Annotated in this window: 25 protein-coding genes; 11 read left to right on the plus strand and 14 right to left on the minus strand. The window is 54.7% G+C overall.

Annotated elements, in window-relative coordinates:
* Window positions 1-21 precede the first annotated feature (21 nt).
* Both FKW19_RS05105 and FKW19_RS05110 read left to right on the plus strand, forming a co-directional pair.
* Window positions 22-1,398, plus strand: a complete 1,377-nt coding sequence (locus FKW19_RS05105; protein WP_089178817.1) for a discoidin domain-containing protein — start codon at window positions 22-24, stop codon at window positions 1,396-1,398.
* Between the two features lie 122 nt (window positions 1,399-1,520).
* Window positions 1,521-2,555, plus strand: a complete 1,035-nt coding sequence (locus FKW19_RS05110; RefSeq protein ID WP_089178818.1) for an ion channel — start codon at window positions 1,521-1,523, stop codon at window positions 2,553-2,555.
* Window positions 2,556-2,562: 7 nt separating this feature from the next.
* Here the strand turns inward: FKW19_RS05110 and FKW19_RS05115 are convergent, their stop codons facing one another.
* Window positions 2,563-4,767, minus strand: a complete 2,205-nt coding sequence (locus FKW19_RS05115; protein ID WP_089178819.1) for an FUSC family protein — start codon at window positions 4,765-4,767, stop codon at window positions 2,563-2,565.
* A 111-nt stretch (window positions 4,768-4,878) separates the two neighbouring features.
* Complete coding sequence (locus FKW19_RS05120) at window positions 4,879-7,065, minus strand: FUSC family protein (RefSeq protein ID WP_193561064.1); 2,187 nt, start codon at window positions 7,063-7,065, stop codon at window positions 4,879-4,881.
* Window positions 7,066-7,303: 238 nt separating this feature from the next.
* On the opposite strand from FKW19_RS05120, the gene FKW19_RS05125 reads away from it, so the two are divergent.
* The gene (locus tag FKW19_RS05125; protein WP_006116093.1) at window positions 7,304-7,678 is read left to right on the plus strand and encodes a YidB family protein; all 375 of its coding nucleotides are present in this window, start codon (window positions 7,304-7,306) and stop codon (window positions 7,676-7,678) included.
* A gap of 73 nt (window positions 7,679-7,751) precedes the next feature.
* On the plus strand, window positions 7,752-8,279 hold the full coding sequence (locus FKW19_RS05130; RefSeq protein ID WP_006116091.1) for a hypothetical protein: 528 nt from the start codon (window positions 7,752-7,754) through the stop codon (window positions 8,277-8,279).
* Window positions 8,280-8,306: 27 nt separating this feature from the next.
* On the opposite strand, the gene ccmI is transcribed toward FKW19_RS05130, so the two are convergent.
* Genes ccmI through FKW19_RS05160 form a run of 7 tightly spaced genes read right to left on the minus strand, consistent with a single transcriptional unit; the run spans window position 8,307 to window position 13,581 of the window.
* The gene (gene ccmI, locus FKW19_RS05135) at window positions 8,307-9,038 is read right to left on the minus strand and encodes a c-type cytochrome biogenesis protein CcmI (RefSeq protein ID WP_006116090.1); all 732 of its coding nucleotides are present in this window, start codon (window positions 9,036-9,038) and stop codon (window positions 8,307-8,309) included.
* The gene (locus FKW19_RS05140; protein WP_089178821.1) at window positions 9,035-9,526 is read right to left on the minus strand and encodes a cytochrome c-type biogenesis protein; all 492 of its coding nucleotides are present in this window, start codon (window positions 9,524-9,526) and stop codon (window positions 9,035-9,037) included. Before FKW19_RS05140 ends, ccmI begins: the two co-directional genes overlap by 4 nt.
* On the minus strand, window positions 9,523-10,104 hold the full coding sequence (locus FKW19_RS05145) for a DsbE family thiol:disulfide interchange protein (protein WP_063353840.1): 582 nt from the start codon (window positions 10,102-10,104) through the stop codon (window positions 9,523-9,525). The genes FKW19_RS05140 and FKW19_RS05145 overlap by 4 nt, the downstream gene beginning before the upstream one ends.
* Window positions 10,101-12,086, minus strand: coding sequence for a heme lyase CcmF/NrfE family subunit (locus tag FKW19_RS05150; protein ID WP_089178822.1), 1,986 nt, complete (start codon window positions 12,084-12,086; stop codon window positions 10,101-10,103). The genes FKW19_RS05145 and FKW19_RS05150 overlap by 4 nt, the downstream gene beginning before the upstream one ends.
* A gap of 36 nt (window positions 12,087-12,122) precedes the next feature.
* A complete protein-coding gene (gene ccmE / locus FKW19_RS05155) occupies window positions 12,123-12,653 on the minus strand; it encodes a cytochrome c maturation protein CcmE (protein WP_006116086.1) in 531 nt (176 codons plus the stop codon).
* A complete protein-coding gene (locus FKW19_RS15385; RefSeq protein WP_162870716.1) occupies window positions 12,650-12,811 on the minus strand; it encodes a hypothetical protein in 162 nt (53 codons plus the stop codon). The genes ccmE and FKW19_RS15385 overlap by 4 nt, the downstream gene beginning before the upstream one ends.
* Complete coding sequence (locus tag FKW19_RS05160; protein WP_006116085.1) at window positions 12,808-13,581, minus strand: heme ABC transporter permease; 774 nt, start codon at window positions 13,579-13,581, stop codon at window positions 12,808-12,810. The genes FKW19_RS15385 and FKW19_RS05160 overlap by 4 nt, the downstream gene beginning before the upstream one ends.
* Window positions 13,582-13,752: 171 nt before the next feature.
* Between FKW19_RS05160 and FKW19_RS05165 the strand changes: the two genes are divergently transcribed.
* Window positions 13,753-14,046, plus strand: a complete 294-nt coding sequence (locus FKW19_RS05165; protein ID WP_089178823.1) for a YciI family protein — start codon at window positions 13,753-13,755, stop codon at window positions 14,044-14,046.
* 2 nt (window positions 14,047-14,048) lie between these two features.
* Window positions 14,049-14,468: an EVE domain-containing protein gene (locus FKW19_RS05170; protein ID WP_063353842.1), complete on the plus strand. Its 420-nt coding sequence runs from the start codon at window positions 14,049-14,051 to the stop codon at window positions 14,466-14,468.
* A gap of 108 nt (window positions 14,469-14,576) precedes the next feature.
* Here the strand turns inward: FKW19_RS05170 and FKW19_RS05175 are convergent, their stop codons facing one another.
* Both FKW19_RS05175 and FKW19_RS05180 read right to left on the minus strand, forming a co-directional pair.
* Window positions 14,577-14,912 carry a TIGR01244 family sulfur transferase gene (locus FKW19_RS05175; RefSeq protein ID WP_089178824.1) on the minus strand — a complete coding sequence of 112 codons (336 nt, stop codon included), beginning with the start codon at window positions 14,910-14,912 and terminating at the stop codon, window positions 14,577-14,579.
* A 110-nt stretch (window positions 14,913-15,022) separates the two neighbouring features.
* Entirely contained in the window at window positions 15,023-15,700 is a 678-nt protein-coding gene (locus tag FKW19_RS05180; RefSeq protein WP_089178825.1) for a hypothetical protein, read from the minus strand.
* Between the two features lie 226 nt (window positions 15,701-15,926).
* Here FKW19_RS05180 and FKW19_RS05185 point away from each other — a divergent pair, with 226 nt between their 5' ends.
* Window positions 15,927-16,784: an EcsC family protein gene (locus tag FKW19_RS05185; RefSeq protein ID WP_089178826.1), complete on the plus strand. Its 858-nt coding sequence runs from the start codon at window positions 15,927-15,929 to the stop codon at window positions 16,782-16,784.
* A gap of 69 nt (window positions 16,785-16,853) precedes the next feature.
* On the opposite strand, the gene FKW19_RS15390 is transcribed toward FKW19_RS05185, so the two are convergent.
* Window positions 16,854-17,030, minus strand: coding sequence for a hypothetical protein (locus tag FKW19_RS15390; RefSeq protein WP_006116078.1), 177 nt, complete (start codon window positions 17,028-17,030; stop codon window positions 16,854-16,856).
* Window positions 17,031-17,045: 15 nt separating this feature from the next.
* Window positions 17,046-18,020: a D-glycerate dehydrogenase gene (locus tag FKW19_RS05190; protein ID WP_089178827.1), complete on the minus strand. Its 975-nt coding sequence runs from the start codon at window positions 18,018-18,020 to the stop codon at window positions 17,046-17,048.
* 177 nt (window positions 18,021-18,197) lie between these two features.
* Between FKW19_RS05190 and aat the strand changes: the two genes are divergently transcribed.
* The 4 genes from aat (at window position 18,198) to FKW19_RS05210 (ending at window position 20,976) form a co-directional block, all read left to right on the plus strand.
* Window positions 18,198-18,839 (plus strand): leucyl/phenylalanyl-tRNA--protein transferase, encoded by a 642-nt coding sequence (gene aat, locus FKW19_RS05195; protein WP_089179901.1) that lies wholly within the window; start codon window positions 18,198-18,200, stop codon window positions 18,837-18,839.
* Window positions 18,840-18,931: 92 nt separating this feature from the next.
* Window positions 18,932-19,747 (plus strand): DUF4412 domain-containing protein, encoded by an 816-nt coding sequence (locus FKW19_RS05200; protein WP_006116074.1) that lies wholly within the window; start codon window positions 18,932-18,934, stop codon window positions 19,745-19,747.
* Window position 19,748: 1 nt separating this feature from the next.
* Entirely contained in the window at window positions 19,749-20,378 is a 630-nt protein-coding gene (locus tag FKW19_RS05205; protein WP_089178828.1) for a hypothetical protein, read from the plus strand.
* Window positions 20,379-20,424: 46 nt separating this feature from the next.
* Window positions 20,425-20,976: a hypothetical protein gene (locus tag FKW19_RS05210; protein WP_089178829.1), complete on the plus strand. Its 552-nt coding sequence runs from the start codon at window positions 20,425-20,427 to the stop codon at window positions 20,974-20,976.
* A 30-nt stretch (window positions 20,977-21,006) separates the two neighbouring features.
* Here FKW19_RS05210 and FKW19_RS05215 read toward each other — a convergent pair whose 3' ends face one another.
* Complete coding sequence (locus tag FKW19_RS05215; protein WP_193561078.1) at window positions 21,007-24,192, minus strand: AsmA-like C-terminal region-containing protein; 3,186 nt, start codon at window positions 24,190-24,192, stop codon at window positions 21,007-21,009.
* Between the last annotated feature and the right edge of the window lie 17 nt (window positions 24,193-24,209).

Genomic DNA, 24,209 nt, shown 5'->3' on the forward strand with positions numbered 1-24,209 from the left:
AAGGCGTAAGCGGCTGGGGTAATGCAGCGAAATCTGATTATTGCACGCTGTGGTGCTCGCTCCCTGCACCCAGAATGGCTGAAAGGGGCCGTGCCGGAATGGGATCTGGTTTTATGTCCGTTTCAGCCAGTGGATATGCAAGGTCTTCCCGGCCAGATAGTGCCGGGCCATAAGTGGGATGGTCTGTATCGTTTTTTAACAGAGTGGGATGACTGGAAGCAGTACGATTATATCTGTTTCCCGGATGATGATCTGTTGGCTACGGCAGAAACGTGGAACCATTTTTTTGCTGCGTGCAGGCAGTATAAAGCCAAATTGGCGGCTCCGGCACTTACGCCTGGTTCTTTTTGTAGCCATCTTTCTACTTTGCAGAATCAAAATTTTGTGGCGCGCGCCTCTACGTTTGCAGAAATTATGGCACCATGCATGCAGCGCGATTTTTTGCATCAGGCACTGCCCACTTTCCGCTTTTCACGCGCAGGCACAGGCTTCGGGCTGGATCTGCTTTGGCCCATGATGCTGGGTTGGCGCGATATATGGGTTATGGATGCCAGCCCAGTAGAACATACACGCCCAGTAGGGCAGCAGAGATCTTCCGCATTGGGCGAAATCAGCCAGTATGATTTTCGCTTTATTGCAGGTTTGGGCGTGGTAGGGGCTACGTGGTCTTATGGTGGTTACACGCAGCAAGGCACGTATCTGGATTATCAGGACAGCCGCTTTGCAGACCTTTATCGGCAGGGCTACGCTTATGTGCAGCAAAAGTATCCGCAATACTGGCCAGAAGTATGTGCGTTTCAGTCTTGTGAGCCCCCGCAAGCCAGTGCGCAGGTGCTTGATAGGCTGGAACAGGCTCTGTTTCATTTAAACAAGGATACCGGGCACGTTCTTTCCCGCCATCGGCCCGCCATGTTGTCCACCGTATCACAATGGTCATGGTCTCATGATGCTGCGCGCGAAGCCTCTGGTGGGAACGATGGGCTGATAAACGGCGGATACGGTTTTCATACAGATTTTGAAGATGATCCGTGGTGGCAGGTTGATCTGGAGCAGATGTGCAGAGTGCAGGACGTTGTGCTGTACAATCGGCTAGATCAAAAAGAATGCTGTGTGCAGTTGAATATTCTTGTCTCTCATAACGGCACAGATTGGCATACGGTTTTTACCAAACGGGATGATATGCATTTTGGCGGCGCGGATTCTGCGCCCTTGCGTGTGGTTTTGCCCAAACCCGTTATGGCGCGTTTTGTGCGTGTGCAAGCCCTTGGGCACACAGTGCTGCATCTGGATCAGGTAGAAGTGATAGGCACGCCCAGCAGCATGAGGGCGCAAAACGGTTTTTTTGAAAAGATTATCTACAAAACCGCACGTTTTCTAAACGCAACCCGATCTTCATAAAAACTCAGCGTTTTTATCTATTTTTAGCGGGATTTTGCAGGGGTTCCATGCAGAATTGTTGAGGCACGCTAACGCTGTGCCGTGTATCACCGCAACACAGGGCGCATTCCCATACCGGGCCGGTGCGTGGAGCGGTGATTATGAAAAGACTATTGCGCAATTACAGGAAGAAAAGCCAGATAGATAAGGAAATTCGCCATACACCGTTAGAGGATGTGGGTGGGTCTTCTGCAGCGCAGAAAAAGAAGGAAAGCAGGCGTTTTTCTTTAAGCACGCGTGAAGCCGCTAAGCGTTTTAGAGCGCATGCGCTGGTGGAAGAAAAAGGCCACCACGATGTTGTGCGTGTGGGGCTGAAGGATAGCGTATGGACAGATTTGTACCATCACGCCCTTACAGCAAGCTGGCCTGCTTTTACGGCTGTGGCTGTGTTTTCTTACCTGCTTATCAATTTTATATTTGCGTTGCTGTATATGGTGGCACCAAACCAGATTACGAGCGACGGCCAGCATACTCTGCTTTCACTGTTCTTTTTCAGTGTGCAAACACTTTCCACCGTGGGTTACGGGGGTATGACACCTGTTGGCATTTACGCCAATGCCATTGTCTCGTTGGAAGTGTTTATCGGCATGATGTTAACAGCCGTGGCAACCGGCTTGCTTTTTGCCCGTTTTGCCCGGCCACGTGCTCGCATCATGTTCAGTAATACCGCTGTTGTCAGTAGTGAAAGTGGTATTCCCGCGCTGTGTATTCGTATTGCCAATTTGCGTGTCAGCGTCATTCTTTCTGTGGATGTAGAAGTAGCACTTTCCCGCTTGGTTATGGGAGAAAATGGGCATCTGGTGCGCAAGTTTGACCAGCTATTACTTGTGCAATCTCATGTGCCCGTGCTGCGGTTTGCCTTTGTAATGGCGCATGTGATCGGGCCGGATAGCCCCTTACACGGTAAAACAATGGCGGAACTGGAAACCGAGGAAGCCGAAATTATTGTAACAGTTACCGGCACGGATGAGGCCTTGGGCCAAACAGTGTTTGCCAGAACAGCTTACAGGTTTGACCGCGTGCGCAATAACCATCGGTTTGTAGATATTGTGGTCTCTCGCCCAGATGGCCGCATTGCGGTGGATTACACGCGCTTCCATGATGTGGAGCAGCACTAAAGGGGGGTTAGGCTGCCAGTCGCTCCGGGGCGTCAGCAAGGTGAAAGCGCTGGGTGATATCCATAAATGCGGCATGGGCTGTAAACTCATGCCGCAACACCTCCAGCGCCCCTATGGCCCGCACAAGGTCTATTTGTTGGGATAGGTTTCGTTCAACCATGGCCGCTGGCAAAAGGGCCTGCATGGCGTGGGCAGAAGCAAGGGCCGGGGCTTGTGTGTAGCCTTTGATGTGGCTGATTGTTTCCAGCACATGCGCAATTTGCTGGCCCTGATCGGCAGATAAAAGCTTGTGAGACAGCACATTGTGCAGGCGTAAAATAAGCAAACCAGTTGTCATCGCACTCATGGCGCCTGTTAGGTAGGCTTCCACCAGGGCATTCGGGTGGGTGCCAGCGTGGCGGATAATCTGCGCAAGCCTGTCCCCCGAACGTGCTATCCATTGGGCAGAGGTAAATGTCAGGCGGCCTTTGGCCATCAGGCGTAAATCACGCACCATTTTGCGGCGCAGCCTCCAGCGTTCTGCGGCCGCATCAAATGGCAGCACAAGCCGAAAAACCCATATTCCCAACCCAATACCCAGAACAACGGCAGGGGTGGTATTAAACCATGTCAGCTCATCCATGCGGTTATGGTTGGCTGGCCCCACCATAAAAGGCAGGAAGTTATTATAGGCCGCTGCTGTGCCTGCAATGCTGCCGGGGGCGCGCAAGGCCAGCCCACCGACCAACATGGGGAAAAAGAGTGATGCCAGCAGCGTTTCTATCCCAGACTGCTGCGGCAACACCACAAAACAGAGAATAAAGGAAATAACAGCCGCCCATACCGCGCCACGGAAAAAGCCGCTGGCCGCATGTACCGGATCTTCAAAAGAAGAAAAGCGCGTGCTGGTAACAGCCACAAACATGGCAAGGGTAGAGCCATCGGGCCATGCCGTAACTTCCCATAACAAACCACCCGCGCAAATGGCTGCGGCAGACCGGATGCCGTTATTGGTGGCTAGAAGCACATCTTTTGCAGGATGACGGTCAAACCGGAAGTGATCAGACTTGCTGGGGATTTGGGTGGCAATAAAGTGCTCCAGAACAAGATCCAGTTCCATCAACAATTTGGCCAAGGCAGATTCCAGAATACGCCCTTCAAGCAAATCACGCCGTTGCTGTTGGGTGGTGGGGGCATCTTGCTGTTGCAGAAGCTGGAACCGCACCAGCCGGTCTATGCCACGTTTTTGGCTGCGGGTGCGATAAAGCCGGATTTGGGCACGTGCCCGTGTTGCTGCCGTTATGGTGGCATCTTGTTGCAGTTCTGCCGGTAATACCGTGAGAAGCGTGCAGATATCATCAATAGCGTGCTGAAAATCTGGTGGTACAGGGGAGGCTGCTTGCATGTGAATATGCAGTGTCATCCCGCGGGCCAAAAAAGCGGAAACAGCGTTCAGGCTGGCGCGTGCGTGGTCTCCCGCATGGTTGTGAGGGCCCATTTCAATTTCACTGAACTCTGTCTGATCTGCCAGAGATGGAATGCTGCCCAGCAAAGCGCGGGAGCGTAGTAGCCCATCGGGCTGGTTGCGCAGCAGCCCTTGCACGCCAGAGCACGCCCCCTGCAAGGCTCCTAGCAAGCGCTCTCGCATTTCCTGCTGGGCTACGTGCTCAAGGCGTGGGGCAAACAAGGCAGCCAGCAGGCTTTCGCACACAATACCCAGCGTAATGTAGGTGGTGCGGGAAAGCGCGATCATGAACACGTTGTCAGGCTGGTTGGCGGCGCTCAGCACAATAATAGTGGTAGTGAAGGACACAAGAACCAGCGCATAAGACCGAAAATTGCGCAGAAATGTTGCAATGGCACAGCAACCCCCAGCCCATATGGCCAGAAAGGGAAAAACAAGCCACGGCTCCTGCGGAAAAGCAGCCAAAAATGCAATACCAGCTACAGCGCCAATACAAGTGCCAATCAACCGCCATTTGGCTTTGGAAACACTTTGCCCGCGAGAGTTCTGCGCCACAATCCATGTGGTCATGGCGGCCCATTGGGGGCTGTCCATTTCCATCCACAATGCCAAGCTAAGAGCAATAAATGCCGCTACGGTGGTGCGCAGGGCAAAGCCAAGATCAGCCGGGGCTGGGGCAATAAGCCATGATAGCGGGAAGGAAGACCCACTGTGTATTCTGGCATGCAGGCCGCGATACCATTGTAATGGAAATGAAAATGAAACCACGCAGCCAGACGCCCCAGATTGAAGATATTGTTATAACAACTTCTTGAGCATCTGACAAAAAAAGAGCCGGAACAAAAGCCCGGCTCTTTAACAGCTTGATTATAGGTGCGTTTACACAGCGCGGTAGGGCTTGGAAGCATCCAAAAATACAGCGTTGGCATCCAACTCGTGCGAGACCACAATCAGGTAGGCAATGGCGCGTGTAAGCTCGATGCGGGTAGAAATGTTGGGCTCCATTGCTTCCATGCGGCGCAGGGCAGATGTTGCAACCCTTGCTGCGTGTGCCGTGTGGCCATATTTGCCGGTAAAGCCGCTCATACGCTTCATAACAATTTCAATGGCGTGTTTGGCTGCTGGTGGAATCTGGTTGCGTTTAAGCAGCGTGCGCAAACGGATAATATTGAGCCCGATAGTCATGGCAGCCAGCGTGCCCTGCAAGCAGCCTTCAATGGTGGGGGAAGGCGTGGGGCCTGCATGGCGGATCAGGCGGGCAAACCGGTCAATATTGCGGCCAATCCAGTCTCGCGTTTCAGGCATGGGCTCGGCAGATGCCAGTGTGCGCAAATCATGCAGCATAGTGCGGCGCATGCGCCAGCGTTCTGCATTATTGTTAAAGGGCAGCACGGCCCGGAAAATCAGCACGGCAAAAAACACGCCCAACAACACGGCCGCGGTGGAGTTAAACCACGCCACTTCGTTCTGGCGGCCTTGGTTGAGCGGGTGCACAAAGTTTGGCAGCAACAGCGTATAAGCGGCAGAATGCAGAGCTGTGCCCGCGTTACGGGCTGCCAGGCCGCCTGCAATCATGGGCAAGGCCAGCGTGCCCACCAGCATTTCGTAATCTGCCTGTGTCGGCAGTACAAGAAACACCAGAAAGAATGAGACAATAGCCGCCCATATGCCACCGATCATGAATTGTGATGAGGCAACAACCGGGTTTTCTCGCGTGGCAAACAGCCCGCAAACAATGGCCACAAAGGTAATAAAGCCCAAACCTGCGGGCCACGCTGTACATTCCCACACCAGCCCGGCAGCCGTAATGGCCACCATGGCACGCACACCATTATAAATGGCCTCGCGCTTATCTACGTGGGCTTGCAAACGGAAGTGGAAGTGATCCCCACGGATAAAGTGCTGGCTGGCATCATATTCCCGGATGGCCTGTTCCAGTTCACCCAGCAGTTCATCCAGCGCGTTGTGCAGAATGCGGCCATCCAACAGGGCGGGAATGTCCGTATCATTTGCGGGGTTGTCATCAAACGCCGTGTCAATTTCCTGCGAAAGCGCATCGACCACACGCTGATGGCATTCAGCGCGCAGCAATTGCAGATCATGCAATAGTTCCTGCACGCTTTCATCAGAATCAAGCCGGTTGGGAACGGTGGTCAGAAACTCGCTCACATGGGCTGCTGTCTCACGGAAAGCGGGCTGATCTGTCTGCACATATTGCAGGCGCACAGCCATACCCAAACCGCGTGAAAGCAGCACAGAAACGGCTGCCAGTGCAGCGCGTGCATGGTCACCTTCATGCCCGTGCGGGCCCATTTCCACTTCGGAGAATTCGATCTGGTCATTAATCGAAATCAACGGGCCAAACATGGCGCGCGAACGCACCAGTGCTTCCTCATCCCCCGCCAAGAGGCTGGAAACAGAGGTAGATACGTTGGAAAGTGCCGTACGCAGTTTATCACGCATATTGCGGCGGGCTGTTTCAGCCAGATTATGGGCAAACAGACCTGCCAACGTGCCCTCACACACAATGCCCAGCACAATATAAGATGCGCGGGACATGGCCGTCATAAACACGTTTTCTGGGTGCGGAATGGCGCCAATGGCAATAATGGCTGTGGTGTAACCGGCCAGCACCAGTGCGTAGGAACGGAAGTTACGCACCAATGTGGCCATGGTGCAGCATGTTCCCACCCAAATAGACAGAATGGGGAAGAACAGCCAGGCATTCTGGTTAAAGGCCGAAATAAGGGTAATGGACATCACCACCCCTATGGCCGTGCCCACCAGACGCCATCTGGCTTTGGAAAGACTTTCTCCGCGAGAGCCCTGCGCCACAATCCATACGGTCATGGCCGCCCATTGCGGGTCATCCAGTTCCATCCACAGCGCAATCACCAACGCAAGCAGGGCTGCGGCAGTGGTGCGCACGGCAAAACCGATGGCGGCAGGTGTAGGAGAGATCAACCAGGCAAGAGGCAACTTCCCGCGTTCACCCGGCCGGTGCAGGGGGCGGAAATTGCGCAGGGGGCCGATCCGGTCAAGGATAAACATAGGGAGACTGGGCACGGCGACTATTTTATCCTGACAACGAAAAACAGGGGGAACGCCGCACAGGGTAGCCTGATTCCCTGCTTTTTCCTTGTGGGTTCAGACGCATATCAGCTATCAGTCTTCCGGCGATGAACGCGCGTGGGATCAGAAATTATTTATAAATCTTGCGCATATAAGCTATCATGTTCCCAGATAGAAAAATACTGTGAATATTATGTTCGCAGTTGCGGTAAGATAAACGAAAGTAGGCGCGATGTCTGATTTCCTTCAAAACATTCTTGGTAAAGTAGAAAGCGCTTTGGGCGTGGATGTGCAGGGGGCATTGCAGCAGCAGTTGCAGTCTTTGCTACAGCCGCAGAATCTGGAGGCGCTGCTTACGCGGGCAGATCAGGCCGGGCTGGGTGATAAAGTGCGTTCATGGGTTAGCCAAGGTGGCAACGTGCCTGCTACTCCAGATGAAATTCAAACCATTCTGGGTAGCGATATAGTGCATAACCTGATCGCAAAAACAGGCTTGCCTGCAGATACGGTGCTGACGGCTTTGGCACATTTTCTGCCTGCCGCAGTGGATAAGCAAACCCCACAGGGCGTGCTGCCAGAAGCCGGAGCAGAAACCAAACAGGCGTAACATTTTCTGCACGCCTGAAATGCGCATGTGTTGAAGGCGTGCATCCTGCGTATGAATCCGGTAGAATTACGCCATGGATTTGGGCGAACGTATTAAACGCATGGATAGCTGGCTGCTGGATGAAGTCTGCCAGCCCTTGGCAGATAAATTGCCAGAACGTCTCACCGCTTTTGAAGTGGGGATGAGCTGCCAGCTTGGCTCTTTGTTGCTGTCTGCTGTTTCCATTATTGCCGTGTTTGTTGTAACCGGCATGAACGATTTTGGAAACATGATCTTTAACGTGCTGGTATGGGCATTGTGCGTTACATTTTTTATAGGGTTGAGCCGCCTGCGCGTATTGGTGCAGCCGGGCAAGGCCAACCCTTTGCGTTACATGCTGATTAGCGTGCGCATTATCTCTATTCCATTTACATTTTACGTGATTTATCAAGCCATTACATCGCCGGTAACGTTCAGTTCGGCCATGTGGTTTAATGCGTTTTCTAATATTGTTTTTGTAGTTGGGCTGTATTTTATTTCCTGCCAGCCCCGTCCGCCCCAGCGGCGGGCGAAGGAAGAAATCTGGGGCCGTGTTATAGCCCCAGAAGGTAGCGGCCTTTAACGCTTAAAATAATATGAGGAACGCCGATCAGGGATTATCCTGATCGTGCTCTCCTTGCGCAATGCGTGCCTGCACCGCACTGCGCCATGTGGCATCCTGTGGGGCCGCATCCAGCGCCTTGCGGAAAAGTGCGAGTGCTTGCGGTGTAACCTGATGGTTAGTGCGCGTGATGGCTTCTGCCGTGCGGGCGGCCAGTTCGGCATCAAAACCCATATCCAGAGCATGGTTCCACGCATCTGCGGCTTCTGCATAATGCTCGCGGGAGGCTTCAACCTGCCCAAGAAGCAGATAGCCTTGGCGTAGCGCAGGGTCACCCGGTGGTAGGGTAGCCAATGTCTGCTTCAGGCGGGCAACCAGCATATCATTTTTTGTGTCCTGCATATGCTCGGCCGCAAGGCGTGGGCCAAGTGGCTGGGCAGGCAGGGAAGGCACGCCATTTGTTAGATACAGGCCCACCGCCAGCACAGGTGCAAGGCCAAGGCCAATCCAACCTGCTGTGGCGGCACGAGAGTTATCGGCGGAGGATGGTGCTTTATCTGCCGCCAGAATGCGACGCTGAATTTCCAGCCGTGCAATTTCGTGCTCAGTTGGGGCAATCAGCCCTATTGTCAGGTCACGGTCCACTTCCGCCAATTGGGCTTCGTGTAGGGCAAGAGCGGCGCTGCGTTCATCCCGCACGGTGCGGGTGCGTTTCCATAATGTGGCGCAGGCGGGGGCCAGAGCCAGCAGGCTGAGCAGGGCAATGGAAAGCCAGATCATGGGGCGTTATCCTTATCCTTTGTCAGCTGGGCCAGCCGGGCTTTTTCTTCTTCTGTGAGTGGTGGTGGAGAGGGCGGAGCAGCCGCGCGGCGGCGATAAAAGATAAGGGCCGATACAAGCCCCAGCAGCAGCGCCAGAACTGGCATGCACCACAACAGCAAGGTGCTGAATGAAAACGCAGGTTTCAGGCGGATAAAGTTGCCATAGCGGTTTACCATCCAGTCCATAATCTGCTGGTTGTTTTCACCCTTGGCAACGTGTTCACGCACCACACGGCGCAGGTCTCGCGCCAAGCCAGCACTACTGTCCTCGATAGATTCGTTTTGGCAAACAAGGCAGCGCAGTTGGGAGCCAATGGCTTCAGCCCGCGCTTCATCCTGGGGGTTGGGCAGCATTTCCATGGGGTCATCCACCGCCAGCACCAGAGCAGGTGTCGCAATAAGGGAGAACCCAACGCAGGAGGCAGCCAGAAAACGGCGCATGCTCATGGCGTTTTCAACTTTTCAACCAAAGGCAGAAGTGTCTGGCTTAGAATGTCATCCGTAAGGGGAGCTGCGGTGTGCCAGCGGATAACACCACCGGGGCCGATTAGGAATGTTTCTGGCACGCCAGAAATACCCCATTCGATACCCACCCGGCCTTCATGGTCACTCCCAAGGCGGGAGAACGGATTGCCGGAATGCTTAAGAAAGTTTTCCGCATTTTCTGGCCTGTCTTTGTAGGCAATGCCCCACATGGTCAGCTTGTCTTTCAGTGTCATCAGGGTTGGCATTTCCGCAAGGCAGGGAATGCACCACGATGCAAAAAAGTTCACCAGCACAGGTTGTGTCAGGTTGCGTAAGTCCTGCGTGTTAAAGCCCTGCATGGGGGGCTGATCTGGCAGCGTGAAATCTGGCACGGGCCGGTTAAGCACTGGCGCGTTGATATCATGCGGGTTGAAGGAGCCATGCTCCATACCGGAAAGCATTTTCCAAAACGCAACGCCAACTACGCCAGCCCCTGCCAATGGCAAAGCCATAAGCAGCCGACGGCGGGAAGCATTGGGGGGTGTTTCTGAATTGCTCATGATGCTGCACTCATTTCGGCAGAAGATTTGGCACGCTGCGGCGCACCCACACGCACACGCCGGTCAGATAGGGAAAGCGCGCCACCAAAAGCCATAACCAGCGCACCCAGCCACATCCACGGAGCTAACGGATTATAGTGTAAGCGCAGTACGTAGGTTGGGTTGCTATCCGGCCCATGTTTGTCACCCAGTACACCGTACAGATCTGCCAGCAGGTTGGTATGGATGGCAACATCGGTTGTGGTCTGGTTTTGCGTATTAAAGCTGCGTTTGGAAGGGTGCATAACGGTTATAAGGTGCCCGTTGCGCCGCACTTCTAACGTGCCCACCATGGCGGTATAGTTTGGCCCCGGTTCCTGCTTTACGTTTGTAAGTGTCCAGTCATACCCAGCCAGATGTTCTGTAGTGCCAATGGGCACTTCCACAATTTTATGCTGGGCCTGAGACATGGCGGAAAGCCCAAGCACCGTAATGCCCACGCCAATATGTGCAATGGCGGTGCCAATAATGGCGCGGGGCAACATACGTGCACGCTGAATGCTTGTGGCAAGCGGCGCACGGAACAAGCGCACGCGTTCTACTACATCCGTGATGGTGGATGTAATAATCCATATAGAAGCTGCGGCGCACAGAATTGGCAGAACGCCAGAAAGGCGAAAGGCTGCAACGGCGCAAGCAATGGCGGTGATAACAGCAGCAATCCATAGCTTTTGCAAAATGGGCCAAATCTGCGCACGCTTCCACGGCAGCATGGGGCCAAACCCCATGAAGATGAAAAGCGGCAGCGCCAGCGGAATGGTGGTGGCATCAAAAAACGGTTTGCCCACAGAAATGGTGCGGTCAAACAGCAGGGACATAAACGGCGGATACATTGTGCCCGTTAGCACCACGGCGCAGAGCGAACACAGCAAAATGTTGTTCAGCACCAATGCCCCTTCGCGCGAGACCGGGGCAAACAGCCCGCCGGAGGTAAGCGAAGGCGCGCGATAAGCAAATAGCGCCAGAGAGCCACCAATCACCACAGCCAGCAGGCCCAGAATAAACACCCCGCGTGCAGGGTCATTCGCAAAGGCATGCACAGAGTTCAGGATGCCCGAACGCACAAGGAATGTGCCGGAAAGCGAGAACGAGAACGTGCCAATAGCCAGCAGCACTGTCCAGATTTTAAGGGCTTCGCGCTTTTCCACCACAATGGCGGAATGAATAAGGGCGGTGCCTGTTAGCCACGGAATGAGCGAGGCATTTTCCACCGGATCCCAAAACCAGTAACCACCCCAACCCAGCACGTAATAAGACCACCAAGACCCCATTGCGATTCCGCAGGTTAGGAAGCACCATGCGGCCACAGCCCACGGGCGCACCCAACGGCCCCATGCGGCATCTACCCGGCCTTCCAGCAAAGCGGCAATGGCAAAAGCAAACGGCACGGCAAAGCCGACATAACCCGTGTAGAGAATAGGTGGGTGGAAAGCCAGACCGGGGTCTTGCAGCAGGGGGTTCATGCCCTGCCCATCCATAGGCGCAGGCCAGATACGGGCAAATGGATCAGACGTGGTAAGGCAGAACAGCTCAAACCCGGTGGCCACCAGCCCCAGCACGCCAATAACGCGGGCGCGCAGGGCAGAAGGCAGGTTGCGCCCAAAAGCGGCAACAGCCGCGCCGCATAAGCCCAGAATAAGCGCCCATAAAAGAATGGAGCCTTCGTGGTTCCCCCACACGCCGGTAATTTTATACAGCAGCGGTTTGGAAACCGCGCTGTTGGCCGCAATGTTCTGGACAGAAAAATCATCCGTAACAGCGGCGTAAACCAGGCAGAGAAAAGAGGTTAGCAGTGCAATAAGCTGGCCAATGGCAAGGCCGGGGGCCAATGCCATCAGCCGCACATCGCGGCGGCGTGCACCCATAAGGGGGAGAATACCTTGTATGGCAGCAAGCACGCAGGCCAGCGCAAGGGCGTAGTGTCCGAGTTCGGGGCTCAGCATGTCAGGGGGTAGGCTCCCGCTTTTTCAGGTCTGTATTTAGTTGGTGGCAGGCTGGGTGGCGGTGTTTTTGCGGGCATCCTGCACCGTCATTTTGTTCCAGCTATCCGCACTGGGGGGCGGGCCAAAACGTGGATCCCATTTCCCGGCCTTTTTCAGGGCCTCGGCCACTTCCTTGGGCATATAGGTTTCATCATGCTTGGCCAGCACTTCGGTAGCGGTAAAATCGTGCGAAGGCTGCACGGTGCCAATGGCGACAACGCTCTGCCCTTCACGGAACAGGTCTGGCAAAATGCCCTCGTAATGCACGGTAACAGCGGCCTGACCATCTGTGACGTTAAACGTGGCCACAGGTGTTTCACCCTTGCGTTCACGGTGCACAGAGCCAGCAACCACCATACCGCCCAGCTTAACGGTTCTATCCGCAGGTGGGGGAGAAGCCATAACCTGTGAAGGTGTGACAAAAAACACGATATCGGAAGAAAAAGCCCGCAGGATCAAAGCTGCGGCGGTGCCAAGGCACGCCACGCAGGCAATGACAAGCCAAAGGCGACGGGTTTTGCGGGTCATGATTGTGGGGTGGCTCCTGCCTTGCGGGGGGCTTTTTGTTCAAGGGTGGCCAGCCGGATGCGGTCGCGCTTCAGGCGCAGGGCAGCACCAATAGAAAACACAAGCGCCATAATGGCAAACAGGCCGTAGCTGGCGGCAATATAAGGCAGATGGGTCATGCAGCGTTGCCTCTGCGGCGGGGGGAGGACAGCAGGGCGCGAATGCGGCTTTCCATTACGGCGGCGCGGGTGCGGGCCACAACAATGGCGGCAAACCCAAGCCCCATACCCAAGGCAGACAAAGCCAAAGGCCACAGCATGGAGGAAGACATGGTGGGCGCACCCGTAAGGGTAATGCTGTCTGGCTGATGCAGGGTATTCCACCACTGCACACTAAACTTGATAATGGGCAAATCCACCGCACCAGCAAGGGCCAAAATAGCGGCAGCTTTGTACCCTCGCTGCGGATCATCAAACGCCCGAATAAGGGCAATATGGCCCAGATACAGGAAAAACAGCACTAAAACGGAGGTCAACCGTGCATCCCACACCCACCACGTCCCCCACATGGGTTTGCCCCAAAGGGAACCCGTAGCAAGGCAAAGCGCGGTGATAGATGCCCCAACAGGCCCAATTTCCACCGCTGCCAAGTCAGCCAGCGGGTGCCGCCATACAAGTGAGAGCAGGCCGCATATGGCCAGCCCAGCATACCCGGCAGAAGCCAGCATGGCGGCAGGCACATGCACATACATAATGCGCACGGAATCGCCCTGCTGCCAGTCTGCGGGGGAGAAAAACAACCCCCAGCCCAACCCCGTAAGGGTAAGAATAATGGCAGGCCACGTTAGCCACGGCTGTAGGCGTGCCCCCAGCTTAAGAAACTGGCCGGGATTGGCATACCGATGGAAAAAATTGCCGGTACGCGCGACAAAGGTCGGAGAGGCGCTCAAAAGTCAGTCCGTTCCATCTGTATCTGGTTCAATCCTGTGGTCTTCCTCTTTCACCGCCATTGTGGAAGTGGGAAAAGGACTACCTGTGTCCCCTTTTACAACATTCCGTGCCTCTTGACACGATGCAGTTGTTCATGGGCGTCTTGCCCGCACAACACAACGGAGGAAATTATGCTGTTTGCCATTACCTGTACGGATCGTCCCGGCGCGCTGGAATTGCGCAAGGCCACACGTGCGCAGCATCTGGCATTTTTGGAAGCCCATAAAGACGGTATCCTTTTTGCAGGCCCGCAACTGGATGCCAATAACGCCCCTTGTGGCAGCCTTGTTCTGCTGGAAGCCCCAGATCGCGCCACGGCAGAAGGTTTTGCTGCGGCAGACCCATACGCAAAGGTTAATCTGTTTGAAAGCGTTATTATTCGCCCGTTGCGGACCGTGTTCCGTGATGGCCAGATGGCAGAATAATCATGGCCTACTGGCTGGTGAAAAGTGAGCCGGATGCTTTTAGCTGGGATGAGCAGGTGGCTAATGGCGTAGAGCCATGGACAGGTGTGCGCAACCACCAGGCTAAAAAGAACCTTGCGGCCATGAAGGCGGGAGACCGCGCTTTTTTCTACCATTCCAACGTGCAACGCGCCATTGTTGGCGTGGTGGAAGTGGTGCGTGAAGGTTATCCAGACCCAACGGCAGAAACAGATAAATGGGTATGTGTGGATGTGAAAGCCATAGCCCCCATGCCTACCCCTGTAACACTGGCGCAGATTAAGGCCGAACCTACGCTGGAAGATTTGGCTTTGGTGCGGCAGTCTCGCTTATCTGTCTGCCCTGTATCGGCAGCACACTGGCAGATTTTGTGTGAGATGGGTGGGTGGCAAGAGCCTGCCTGAAACACAGCCCGTGTTCACGATATTTTGTAGTGCTGGGCAAATTACACACAAACAAAAAAGGCCGCTCCATAAAGGGCGGCCTTTTTTGCAAGCAATGCAGAGTAAAAATTAGCTCTGTGTTGCCAGTGTCCATGCCTGAGCGGAACGGTTGCCAGAACGGCAATAGGCAAAAATTGGGCCAGGCAGGGTGTTGATGGCTTCCTGCGTTTCAATCACGGCATCGGAAGAAGGTGTGAGCGGTGCAGAAATGGGAATGGCAATAAAGGAAAGGCCCGCTTTGCGTGCAGCTTCACCAATGGTTTCAGCAGATGGCTGGCCAGCTTCTTCACCGTCTGGGCGGTTACAAATAATGGTTTTGAACCCTGCACCATGAATAAGCGGAATATCATCCACTGTAATCTGGGGGGAAACGGCAAAATCGGGGGAAACAGAATGATACTGCATGGGAATAGGTATCCTGAAAGCTAAAAAGAACTGCCGTACAATGCGACTTTTGGGGCTGAATGCAAGATCAAAGCAGCCAGACCCAAAAGCGGGTATGCCCGGATATTTGTTTAGCGGTGAATGAAGTACATGTCTGAGTACAGGTTTTTTAATGCAGCATGGTCTGCCAGGCAGTGGCGCACCAACACAGCACGCAGGCTGATAGCAGCCTGCTGTACGGCTGGATCTATGCTGTTTGGGTGCAGGTCTGGGTAATGCCGCATGCAGGCTTTTAGGGTTGGATTGTTCATATCCACGCCAGAGCGGATCTTTTCTTTCAGCTCATTATAGTAGTCGGAAACCTCTTTATCAGAATCCCACAATGGCACGGAGGTATCCACCTTGCCGTTGTGCATAAAGTAAGCCACCGTAAAAAAGCCTGTTTCAGGCGCAGCCGTGCCAGATTGAACTGTCATGCGGCAAGAGCGTTGTGAATAAGGCGGAAAGCTTACATCCGGCATGGCGGAAGAAGCCTGTACCTGTATGGCGGGTGCAGGCGTATTGGGGTTGGGAGAGGCATCTTCTACATCTGCACCACCGGCTTCATGTGCCTTTTCCCATGCTTTTGCCACCAGAACGTGGAAACGGTCAGACTGGCACAGATCTGGTGCAGTGCGCGCTTCAGCCAGCCGGGTTTCATATGTCTGCTGCTGCTGGGTGGCGCAGGCAGCGGTTGCAACAAGGGCTGCCAGCGGCGCCAGCCGCAGAAAGCGCCGCACGGAACGCTGGGTGGGTGAAGGATCGGTCATGTCAGGATACTCCGCAATAAGGTGTGCGCCTGGGTGGAGAACGGTATTTCTGCTTTGGAGTGTGTAAGGGCTTTATGCAAGCCTTACAACGGCGCGGGCCGCGTATGCAGGGTGGATAAGGTGCTGGGTGCTGTTTTTCGTGCTCTGTGCCTGTTATGATTACAACGGAATAGAGAAAAATAAGGCGCCAGAGTGCGTCGCTGCTTCGTTCGCAAACGGGCGTGGCATGCAGCAGGCAGGAGAGGCACGGATGAGCACACAAAAAACAGCAGGGAATGCCCTGGCCCCCATGCTTTTGGATGGGCACGAACTGGCAGAATTGGAACAGGCTCTGGCTGATGTGGAATCTGGCCGGGGCGTTCTGGTGCGTTTGGCAGACCTTATGGGCGGCGCCGTGGGGCATGCTGCACGTTTGGGCCTGCGTGGTTTGGGCATGGCCCCCAATATGGAAGAAAAAATGCGCGGGCTGGCAGAAACTGCCATTGCACGTGCGTTTGATGTTGCCATTGTGGGCATGAAAGGCCGCGCAGATAGCCAGATGGCAGAAGCCCGTTGGCGTGGCCCGGCACTGCAAGCCGCTGTAGCTGTTTCTGGTGCAGTTGGTGGGTTTAGCGGCTTGGCCGGTTTGGGCCCGGATATTGGTTTTACAACGCTTACAATCATGCGCGAAATTGCACGCGTTGCGCGGGAAGAAGGGGAAGACCTGTCTGACCCCGATGCCCGCCGTGCATGTTTGGAAGTGTTTGCCCTTAAAGCCTTCCCGAACAGCAGAGCGGGCGAAGAAAGCGAACTGGGCTATTTTTCGGCCCGTGCCGTGCTGCGTGGCCGCCCGGTTGTGATGTTGATTGCTGAAGTGGCCTCGCATTACGGCTTGGCGCTGGGGCAGAAAATTTCTCTCCAGCTTATGCCTGTAGCAGGCGCGCTGTGTGGGGCTTCTTTGAATACGGCGTTCTTCAACCATTACCGTGCGCTTGCCCGTGCACATTTCACCATTCGGCGCTTGGAGCGTGAACACGGGCCGGTTGTGCGTGATACCGCTATGTCTATGCGTGCAGATCTGGCCGAACGTGGGGCGGAAGCCTAAACTGCTTTTTGTCAAAGTAAGAGAGACGCAAAAAAGGCCAGCACCTTTATAGGCTGGCCTTTTTGCTGCTTAGGCGGTTTTTTTCGTGATCTTGCGGGGAGGTTCACCCTCCAGAAACGTAGTGAGAATGGCAAATCCAAGCAGCGTGATGCCAATAACCTTGGCCGCCAAATGGTAATGCGGCGCCCACATACTCACGGCAAAGCACACTACAATACCAATCAGGCAAGACAGGCGCATGTTCATGGCAAAGGTTGCTCCTTACATCGTAACGGGAGAGGGCATGGGTAAGCCTTTTGCCAAAGCCTCAACATTATCTAGCGCCAACATGCACATGGCGGTGCGCGTTTCTATGGTGGCGCTGCCCGCGTGCGGTGTCATGAAGATATTGGGCAAGGCTGTCAGCCTTGGGTTGGGGTTGGGTTCCTGCCGGTAAACGTCCAGCCCAGCTCCAAACAGATGGCCAGATTCCAGAGCCTCTATCAGCGCATTTTCATCCACCAAAGACCCGCGCGCCGCATTTACAAACACGCTCCCTTTGGGCAGCAGAGAAAATGTCTGACTGTTCATGAGGGGTGGCGCAGAAGGTGAACCCGGCATGTGCAATGTTAGCACATCGCAATGGGGCAACATGTCTTCCAGCTTTTCAAAATAGGTGGCACCGGCTTCTTCCGCGGCGGAAAGGCGGCTGCGGTTGTGGTACAGAATGGTCATGTCAAAGCCACGCGCGCGCTTTGCCACAGCCTGCCCAATACGGCCCATACCCACAATGCCCAGCCGTTTGCCGGTAACACGGTGGCCCAACATGCCGCCCATACCCATGCCGTGGTGCCAGCCTTTTTTCATGAGCATATAATATTCGGCAGCGCGGCGGCAGGCGGCCAGAATCAGCATCATGCTTAAATCAGCATTACAATCTGTCAGCACATTTGGGGTGTTGGAAACCGCAATACCACGCGCATGTAGGGCGGGAAGATCCAGATGGTCTAGCCCAACGCTTACAGTAGAAACCAGTTTTACGCATTCTGGCAGAGCTTCTACATCCTTGCCTTTAAGAGGTGCGTTATTGGTAACCACAACAGCAAAAGGCTGAAATGCCTTAGCTAATTCCAGAAGGGCCTGTGTGTCCAGGCTTTTTTCTGGCGGAGGCGGGGCTGTAAATTGTGTTTTAATACGATCTTCCGCAGCATCTAACAGGCGGATGGAGCGGATAAGGCGAGGTGCTTCTGTGCTCACAGGCAACTCCGTAGGCTGGTGAGTCGGTGGCTGTCTGGCACAAGTTTGTGCCCAATGCGGGCTGGCATCAAGCAGGGTCAGACAACATATGGGCTATGACACTCCATAACGGAATGCAAAGCCAGAGGTTGCCTTGGCTTGCGGGATGATGGGTTGCAGGAAAGGAACATGCAGCAGATGGCACAGGAACTTACCCCACAGATCATGCTGGGTGCATATGCGGCGGGGCTGTTTCCTATGGCGTCCGATGCAACGGATACGACCCTGCGGTGGTATGACCCCGACCCCCGCGGTATTTTGCCACTTGATGGTTTTCATCTTCCGCGCCGCTTGCGCCGTACTGTGTTGTCTGGCCAGTTTGATGTGTGTGTGGACAGGGATTTTCCCGCTATTATGCGTGCATGTGCCGCCCCCGCGCCGGGGCGCGAAACCACATGGATAAATAGCGAGATCTACCGCTTGTTCTGTGCTCTGCATAACATGGGCTTCAGCCACAGTGTGGAGTGTTGGCAAAATGGTAATCTGGTTGGCGGTCTGTACGGCGTAGCCCTTGGTGGTGCTTTTTTTGGAGAAAGCATGTTCAGCCGCACAACAGATGCCTCCAAGGTGGCTTTGGTGCATTTGGTGGCACGGTTGCGCGTGTGTGGGTTTGTTGTGCTGGACACACAATTTGGTACCGAGCACCTGGCCCGCTTTGGGGGAGAGGAAATACCAGCAGCCGAATATAAAGCCATGTTGGAAAAGGCCGTAAGCATGCAGCCGCGCTGGCAGCAGAATATTCCGGCTGATGTGCTGGAAGCAGAAATCCGAAACATGTAAGTAACTGCCATATTCCGGCCCGTGGCATGCCTTAGGCTTGCAGCATGTTGCTTGCGCCCAAGGTGGTAACCAAGTGCGGGCCTGTAATTTGAATGACTGGAATGGATGATATCATGAGCACACGCCTGTATGGTCGTATGCGTTTTTTTTGCCTGATGGGTGTTCTGGGGGCGGCTGTGCCTGTGCTGGGCACGGTGTTTTCTGGGCAGGCACAGGCACAGGTTGCGCTGGATCATCCACGCCTAACGCCCGCGCGTGATGCTATTATTGATTACAGCTTTCAGCCCCAGCCCACAGCGCAGGATTTGGAAAATGGTGTTAAGCCAGACACCCCCATAGCAACGCGCCATGTGCAGGTGATGTTCTCTGGCGATGGCGGGTTGATGCGCATTAATTACATGACCAGCATGGAAGGGGATGATAGCCGCGGGGCTGTAATTATCAACCGCGCTTCACAGGAAGTGTTGGTGCTTTTGAACGATCGGCATATCTACACCCGCCTTGTACAGCAGGAAGGCATCCGCAACCCGTTTCTGCTTGATCTGTCCATGCAGTTTACGCGCAAGGGCAGTGATGTTGTGGCCGGGCAACCCTGCACTGTCTGGGCTGCACAATCTGCCCAAGGGCAGGCTACGGCTTGCGTCACGGATGATGGCTTTATTCTTTCCCAAACCGGTATTGATGTGGATGGGCTAAATGGCCGTATCCGCGCCATGAAAGTGTCTTACGAGCCCGTGCCCGATAGCGTCTTTCAGCCGCCTGCAGGCTTTCAGGAAGTTAACCCGCATAGTGGCAATAAAAACGGCGGAGGTTCAGCGGGTGGCGCTTCGGCACAACCTGCTGCGCCTTCTGGCGTAGGGCCAATGATATCTACCCCAGCTCCAAATAGCGCGGAAGGAACACCGTAAGATGGTTGCAAAACGCTTTCTTGCCGGTGTGGGGTTTGTGTTGTTGGGGGCTGCGGCTTCTGGTGGTGTCGCCCATGCCCAGATACAGCCGCAAACGCCAGAGCCAACACAAATAAGCCCAACAGATGCGCCGGTGGTAACGCCATCTGTTGATGCGGATGTGTTGTATCAGCTGAACTCCGCCCAAGGGGATGCCCCCACCCAGCAACGTATGCGCTGGCAGGTTAGCTCCTTGCGCCAGCGGCTGGACCCGCAGAATTCTGATGTGTTCATGATTACATCATGGACAGATCACACCCTTACAGTGGTGGATACCGCACGCAAGCGGGCTAGCGTGATGCCTGTGCCGGGCCCACAGCAGATTACCCCCCCAGGGCAGCCCGCAGCGGCTGGCACCTATGCACGATTGGGGAATTCCGTTGTGGCGGGTGAACAGTGCACATTGTGGCGCACAACGGATGCCGAGGGGCATCCAACAGATGCATGCTATACGCCAGACGGCCTGCTTTTGCAGGTTGCACAGAAAGGGCAGGTTACGGTGCGCGCAGTAAGTGTAAGCCGCGCCACCCAGCCAGATAGCGTGTTTGCCATTCCGTCCGGGCTGAAGCGGGAAGCCCCTGCACACCCATAAGGTTTGATGTTTCGGGCGGCAGAAAACGGAAAAAGAGAACGTCGCCATGAAAATTCGCCCCAGCTTTGTAATTTTCTATCTGTTTCTTGCTGGGGTAAGCCTGCCAGCTCTTGCGCAGGCGGATGATGGAAGTTCCGGCACGGTTTCCGTATGTTTGCGTGCGGATATTGCACAACCGCCCCAAGCCATGCAGGTGGTGGCATCTGGCACCGTGTTTGCCGCGCAAGTCCAAGCCGGTGGCCCTAAGGCTGGGGAAGAAAACGAAGCCTTGGTTACCACAGAAACTGTTACTCTTACCCATATGCAGCCGTGTATGGATGCAGATGCATCCTCCGTTATCTCGCATACACGGCATTGGCTGGTTTCCCCCGTAACCGCGCAATCTGGCGTGGTGTTTCATGCCATAGGGGAAGTCAGCGGCAACGGTCTGGATACTGCTTTTGATGATGAGGGCGCATCTTTTCGGGATATCGTGCGGGCAGGGGGCATTACAGCCACTGTGCGCAGCCCGCTAACAGATGCTGTATCTCTGATGGAAGGGGCGGCTGATCTTCCCCCTAATGCGGATGGGGAAGATCCAGCTATTGATGATAAATAATATGGCCCCTGCAAAGGGGCCGCAACCGGGTTAAAAAATCCGGCGCAAGGCCCCCGGCAGAAAGATGGAATAAGGATTTACACGCAGGGAAGGGTTGCTCATCTGCCCGGCCACACCAAAGGTTATGGCCACAAGCCCACCATCTTTTTCCGGGCTAAACACCCAGCCAATGCCCGGCAGCTTTCCGGGCAGTTTGTTGATAGCAAAAATAGGCACCACGGTGCCGTGTAAATCTATGCTGTTCTTATCCAGATTAACGTCGCCTTCAAGTGTTGCGCCCAGTGCATTGTTGCCTGTTCTGCCATCATGAATATTCAGCACGCCATCTTTGAACGTTACGGGCAGCACAAGATGTGTAACGGTAAATTCCGATGTATTATGTGCGGCCAACCAGCCATAAAATGAGATATTCCGTGCCATACGCAGGGCTGTTGGGGCTTTTTTAAGCACAAATGGCGTTACGGTTATGCGGCCGTTAAACGGGGCGGAAGCCTCCGTATCATCAAAAGATCCGCTTAAAACGGCATGGCCACCTTCTACATCTGGCACAATTTTAAAGTCAGACAGAAACGCGCCCATGTTTGGGATGGAAACGCGCAGGTCTCGCCCCGCACCTTTGGGGGTAAGTGTCATGCTTACGGGAGTTGGCCCGTGCATGGCAAAATACATTTTTTCCAGACGTTGGCCGTTATCCTCAAAATAGGCTTTTACAGCTTTCAAAGATGGTTTGTCGGGATTGTAGCGCAATGTGTTGGCTGTCAGATCAATAGCCCATGCTGTACCCGGAGGGCCGTGTAGCTTGCCTGTTGCCGCTTCTGGCACGTGGTAGCCGCTACTGGCGGGCTGTGCGGGTTTGGGGTCTGATGGATCACCCGTTACCAAAGGGGAAAGATCCAGCATGTCTGCATAGACGCCAACATGAATAACCGAGCCTGCCACGCCTTTTTGTGGCAGTTCCAGCATGGCATGGCCGGTGGAATGAGCAACCCGGAAGGAAGAGATAATCAGTTGTGGCGCATGATTGGGGCGTAGGCGGGCCTTGCCACGTACATCCAAATCCGGCCCTGTAGCCAAAATACGATCTACCGCAACAATCTGGCCGTTTTTTAACCCCAACGTAGCGGTGGCCTGTGCAGCCCGCCCCGGTGCCTTATGCCAGAGCGGAATGCGGATTTGGGAGTTTTTGAGGTTGAGGTTGATATCCACCAACCCGTGGTGATCTCCATATTGGCGGTAATCCACCACGGCATCAGCAGAGCCACCAAAATGGTCTCCCGTTGCAAAACCGGCGGCTGTTGCGGTTTGTGGGGTAATGCGGGATGTCAGATGCGCCTGTTCCAAAAGCCCGGTCGGCGGTACATGCCGGAAATCTGTTGAATAGGAGATGTTGGAGGGCAGCCCACCCAACACGCCATGCCCGGCAAGAGAAAGGCCGTCTGCCGTGGCATCCAGCTTGATATCAGCGTGCCTTACACCGCGCCCGGCGACCACATTATCAAGCGATGCCTGCGTGATATCGGCATGGCCTTTAATGTCCATGTCATCAATGCTGACATCGTCTTTCAATGGGAGGCTGAGCATAAGCTGAAGTTTGGCGCGCCCACGTGGGTTGCGAAGATCCAGCGGGTGGCGAGAAAGCAGGTGCAGGCGTGGTTCGGCCAAAAGAGCCATCACATCCTGCAATTTGCCATCCAGTTGCGTGTTGATAATACCGGTCTGGTCTTTTTTGGTCAGGCCCACAATATCCATGCTGCCGGGGCCAGCAGCAATGCGGCCAATACCATTTTGGCCTACGTTTTTTCCGGCGCGGTCAACAAGCTGGTAGCCGTGGTCAAACTTGATGCTCAGCTTGTCCAGTCCGTCCACATCCATATGGGCATCCATGCCCCTTAGTGGGGAAATAGGCCGCAGCCAGTAGATGGTCAGCCCTTTGGCATCCAGCCCGCCAGCAATGTTGCTAACATCCACACCATTCCAGCCTGTTTTGCTGGATAGAGAAACAGTGGTGTGCAGGTTGTAGGCCACGCCATCTGTAATATTCTTGGTTACCCATTTTTTGCCGCCTTTGGCGGCCTTGTCTGGCCAATAATAAACCAGATCGGGAAAGTACACCTGCGGAATATCGGCAGTAACCTGCCCGGAAACCGTGGTGGGGTTTATCAGATCTGTAGCATCTACTTGCCCGGATACAGCCAGATGAAGCCCTCTGGCCTCATCTTCCGGGTGGTCTGGATTGCGCAGGTTGGCGGTGATGTTGTGCACAATAATATGTGCAGGCGTGCTGCCATCCTTAAGATGGTCAAGCCGCAGGGTAATATTGGCAGAGCCGGCATTTAAAAAATAGCGTGCTCCAGCGGCAGTAACCTTGCCGCTTTGTGCATCTGCATACAGTTCCATCGCGCCAGGCATCAGCCATTCTGAACCCGGCGCGGGCAGAAAGCTGACATCGGATGTCACCGTAATGGGTGTTCTGATATGTTGCAGATCATGCGAGATATGGGAAAAGCTGGCTGGCTTAACGGCATTGGTTGCCAGATGCCATACAATGCCTTTGCCATCTGTATCTGGCAGACTGTTGGCTTTTACCTCTATGTGGCAATCAGGGTTTTCCTCCCCCGTTACGGCAAACTGCACGGCACCCGTTATGCCCTTTTTGCCTTGAGCCGATGCCATATGCAGTGTGGCATCTAGCGGAGAAGCCACCCAATGCGTGCCAGTGAGTTGATCATTCATACGCACAACAGCGTGGGAGATTACGGCACGATCCAGTCCGGCGGTATCTACACTTCCGCTATCACTTGTGCCAACGGTCGGAGGGGTATCAAAATCAAACCCCACAGCACCGTTTTTACCGCGCCGGAGGGCAAGGTTTACGCCTTCCAACTCTACAGCGCGCAGGGCAATGCCACCATGTAGCAGGGCCAGTGTATCCAGCGTAACATGGGCTTCGTGCACGGTATCAACTACTGTGCGATCCGGCCCTTTAACGGCAATGTCATGCAGCGCAAGCATGAGCGGAGATGTGAACCCATCGCGCAGGCCGTTCCATTCCAGATAGGCGCGCCTTAACCCCAGCGTAGCGACCGGAGGCTGTTTTTTGCCGCCGGAAATAACGGCAACAGGCAAAAAAGGGCGCACCAACGGCGTAACATTTATTGGCCCAAGCGCCATGCGCGCAAACAGCAAAACTGTGCCCACAACAGGCAGCCCCACCATGCCATAGGCACCATAGA

Source organism: Acetobacter sp. DmW_125128, assembly GCF_008704325.1.
Lineage (GTDB): Bacteria > Pseudomonadota > Alphaproteobacteria > Acetobacterales > Acetobacteraceae > Acetobacter > Acetobacter oryzifermentans.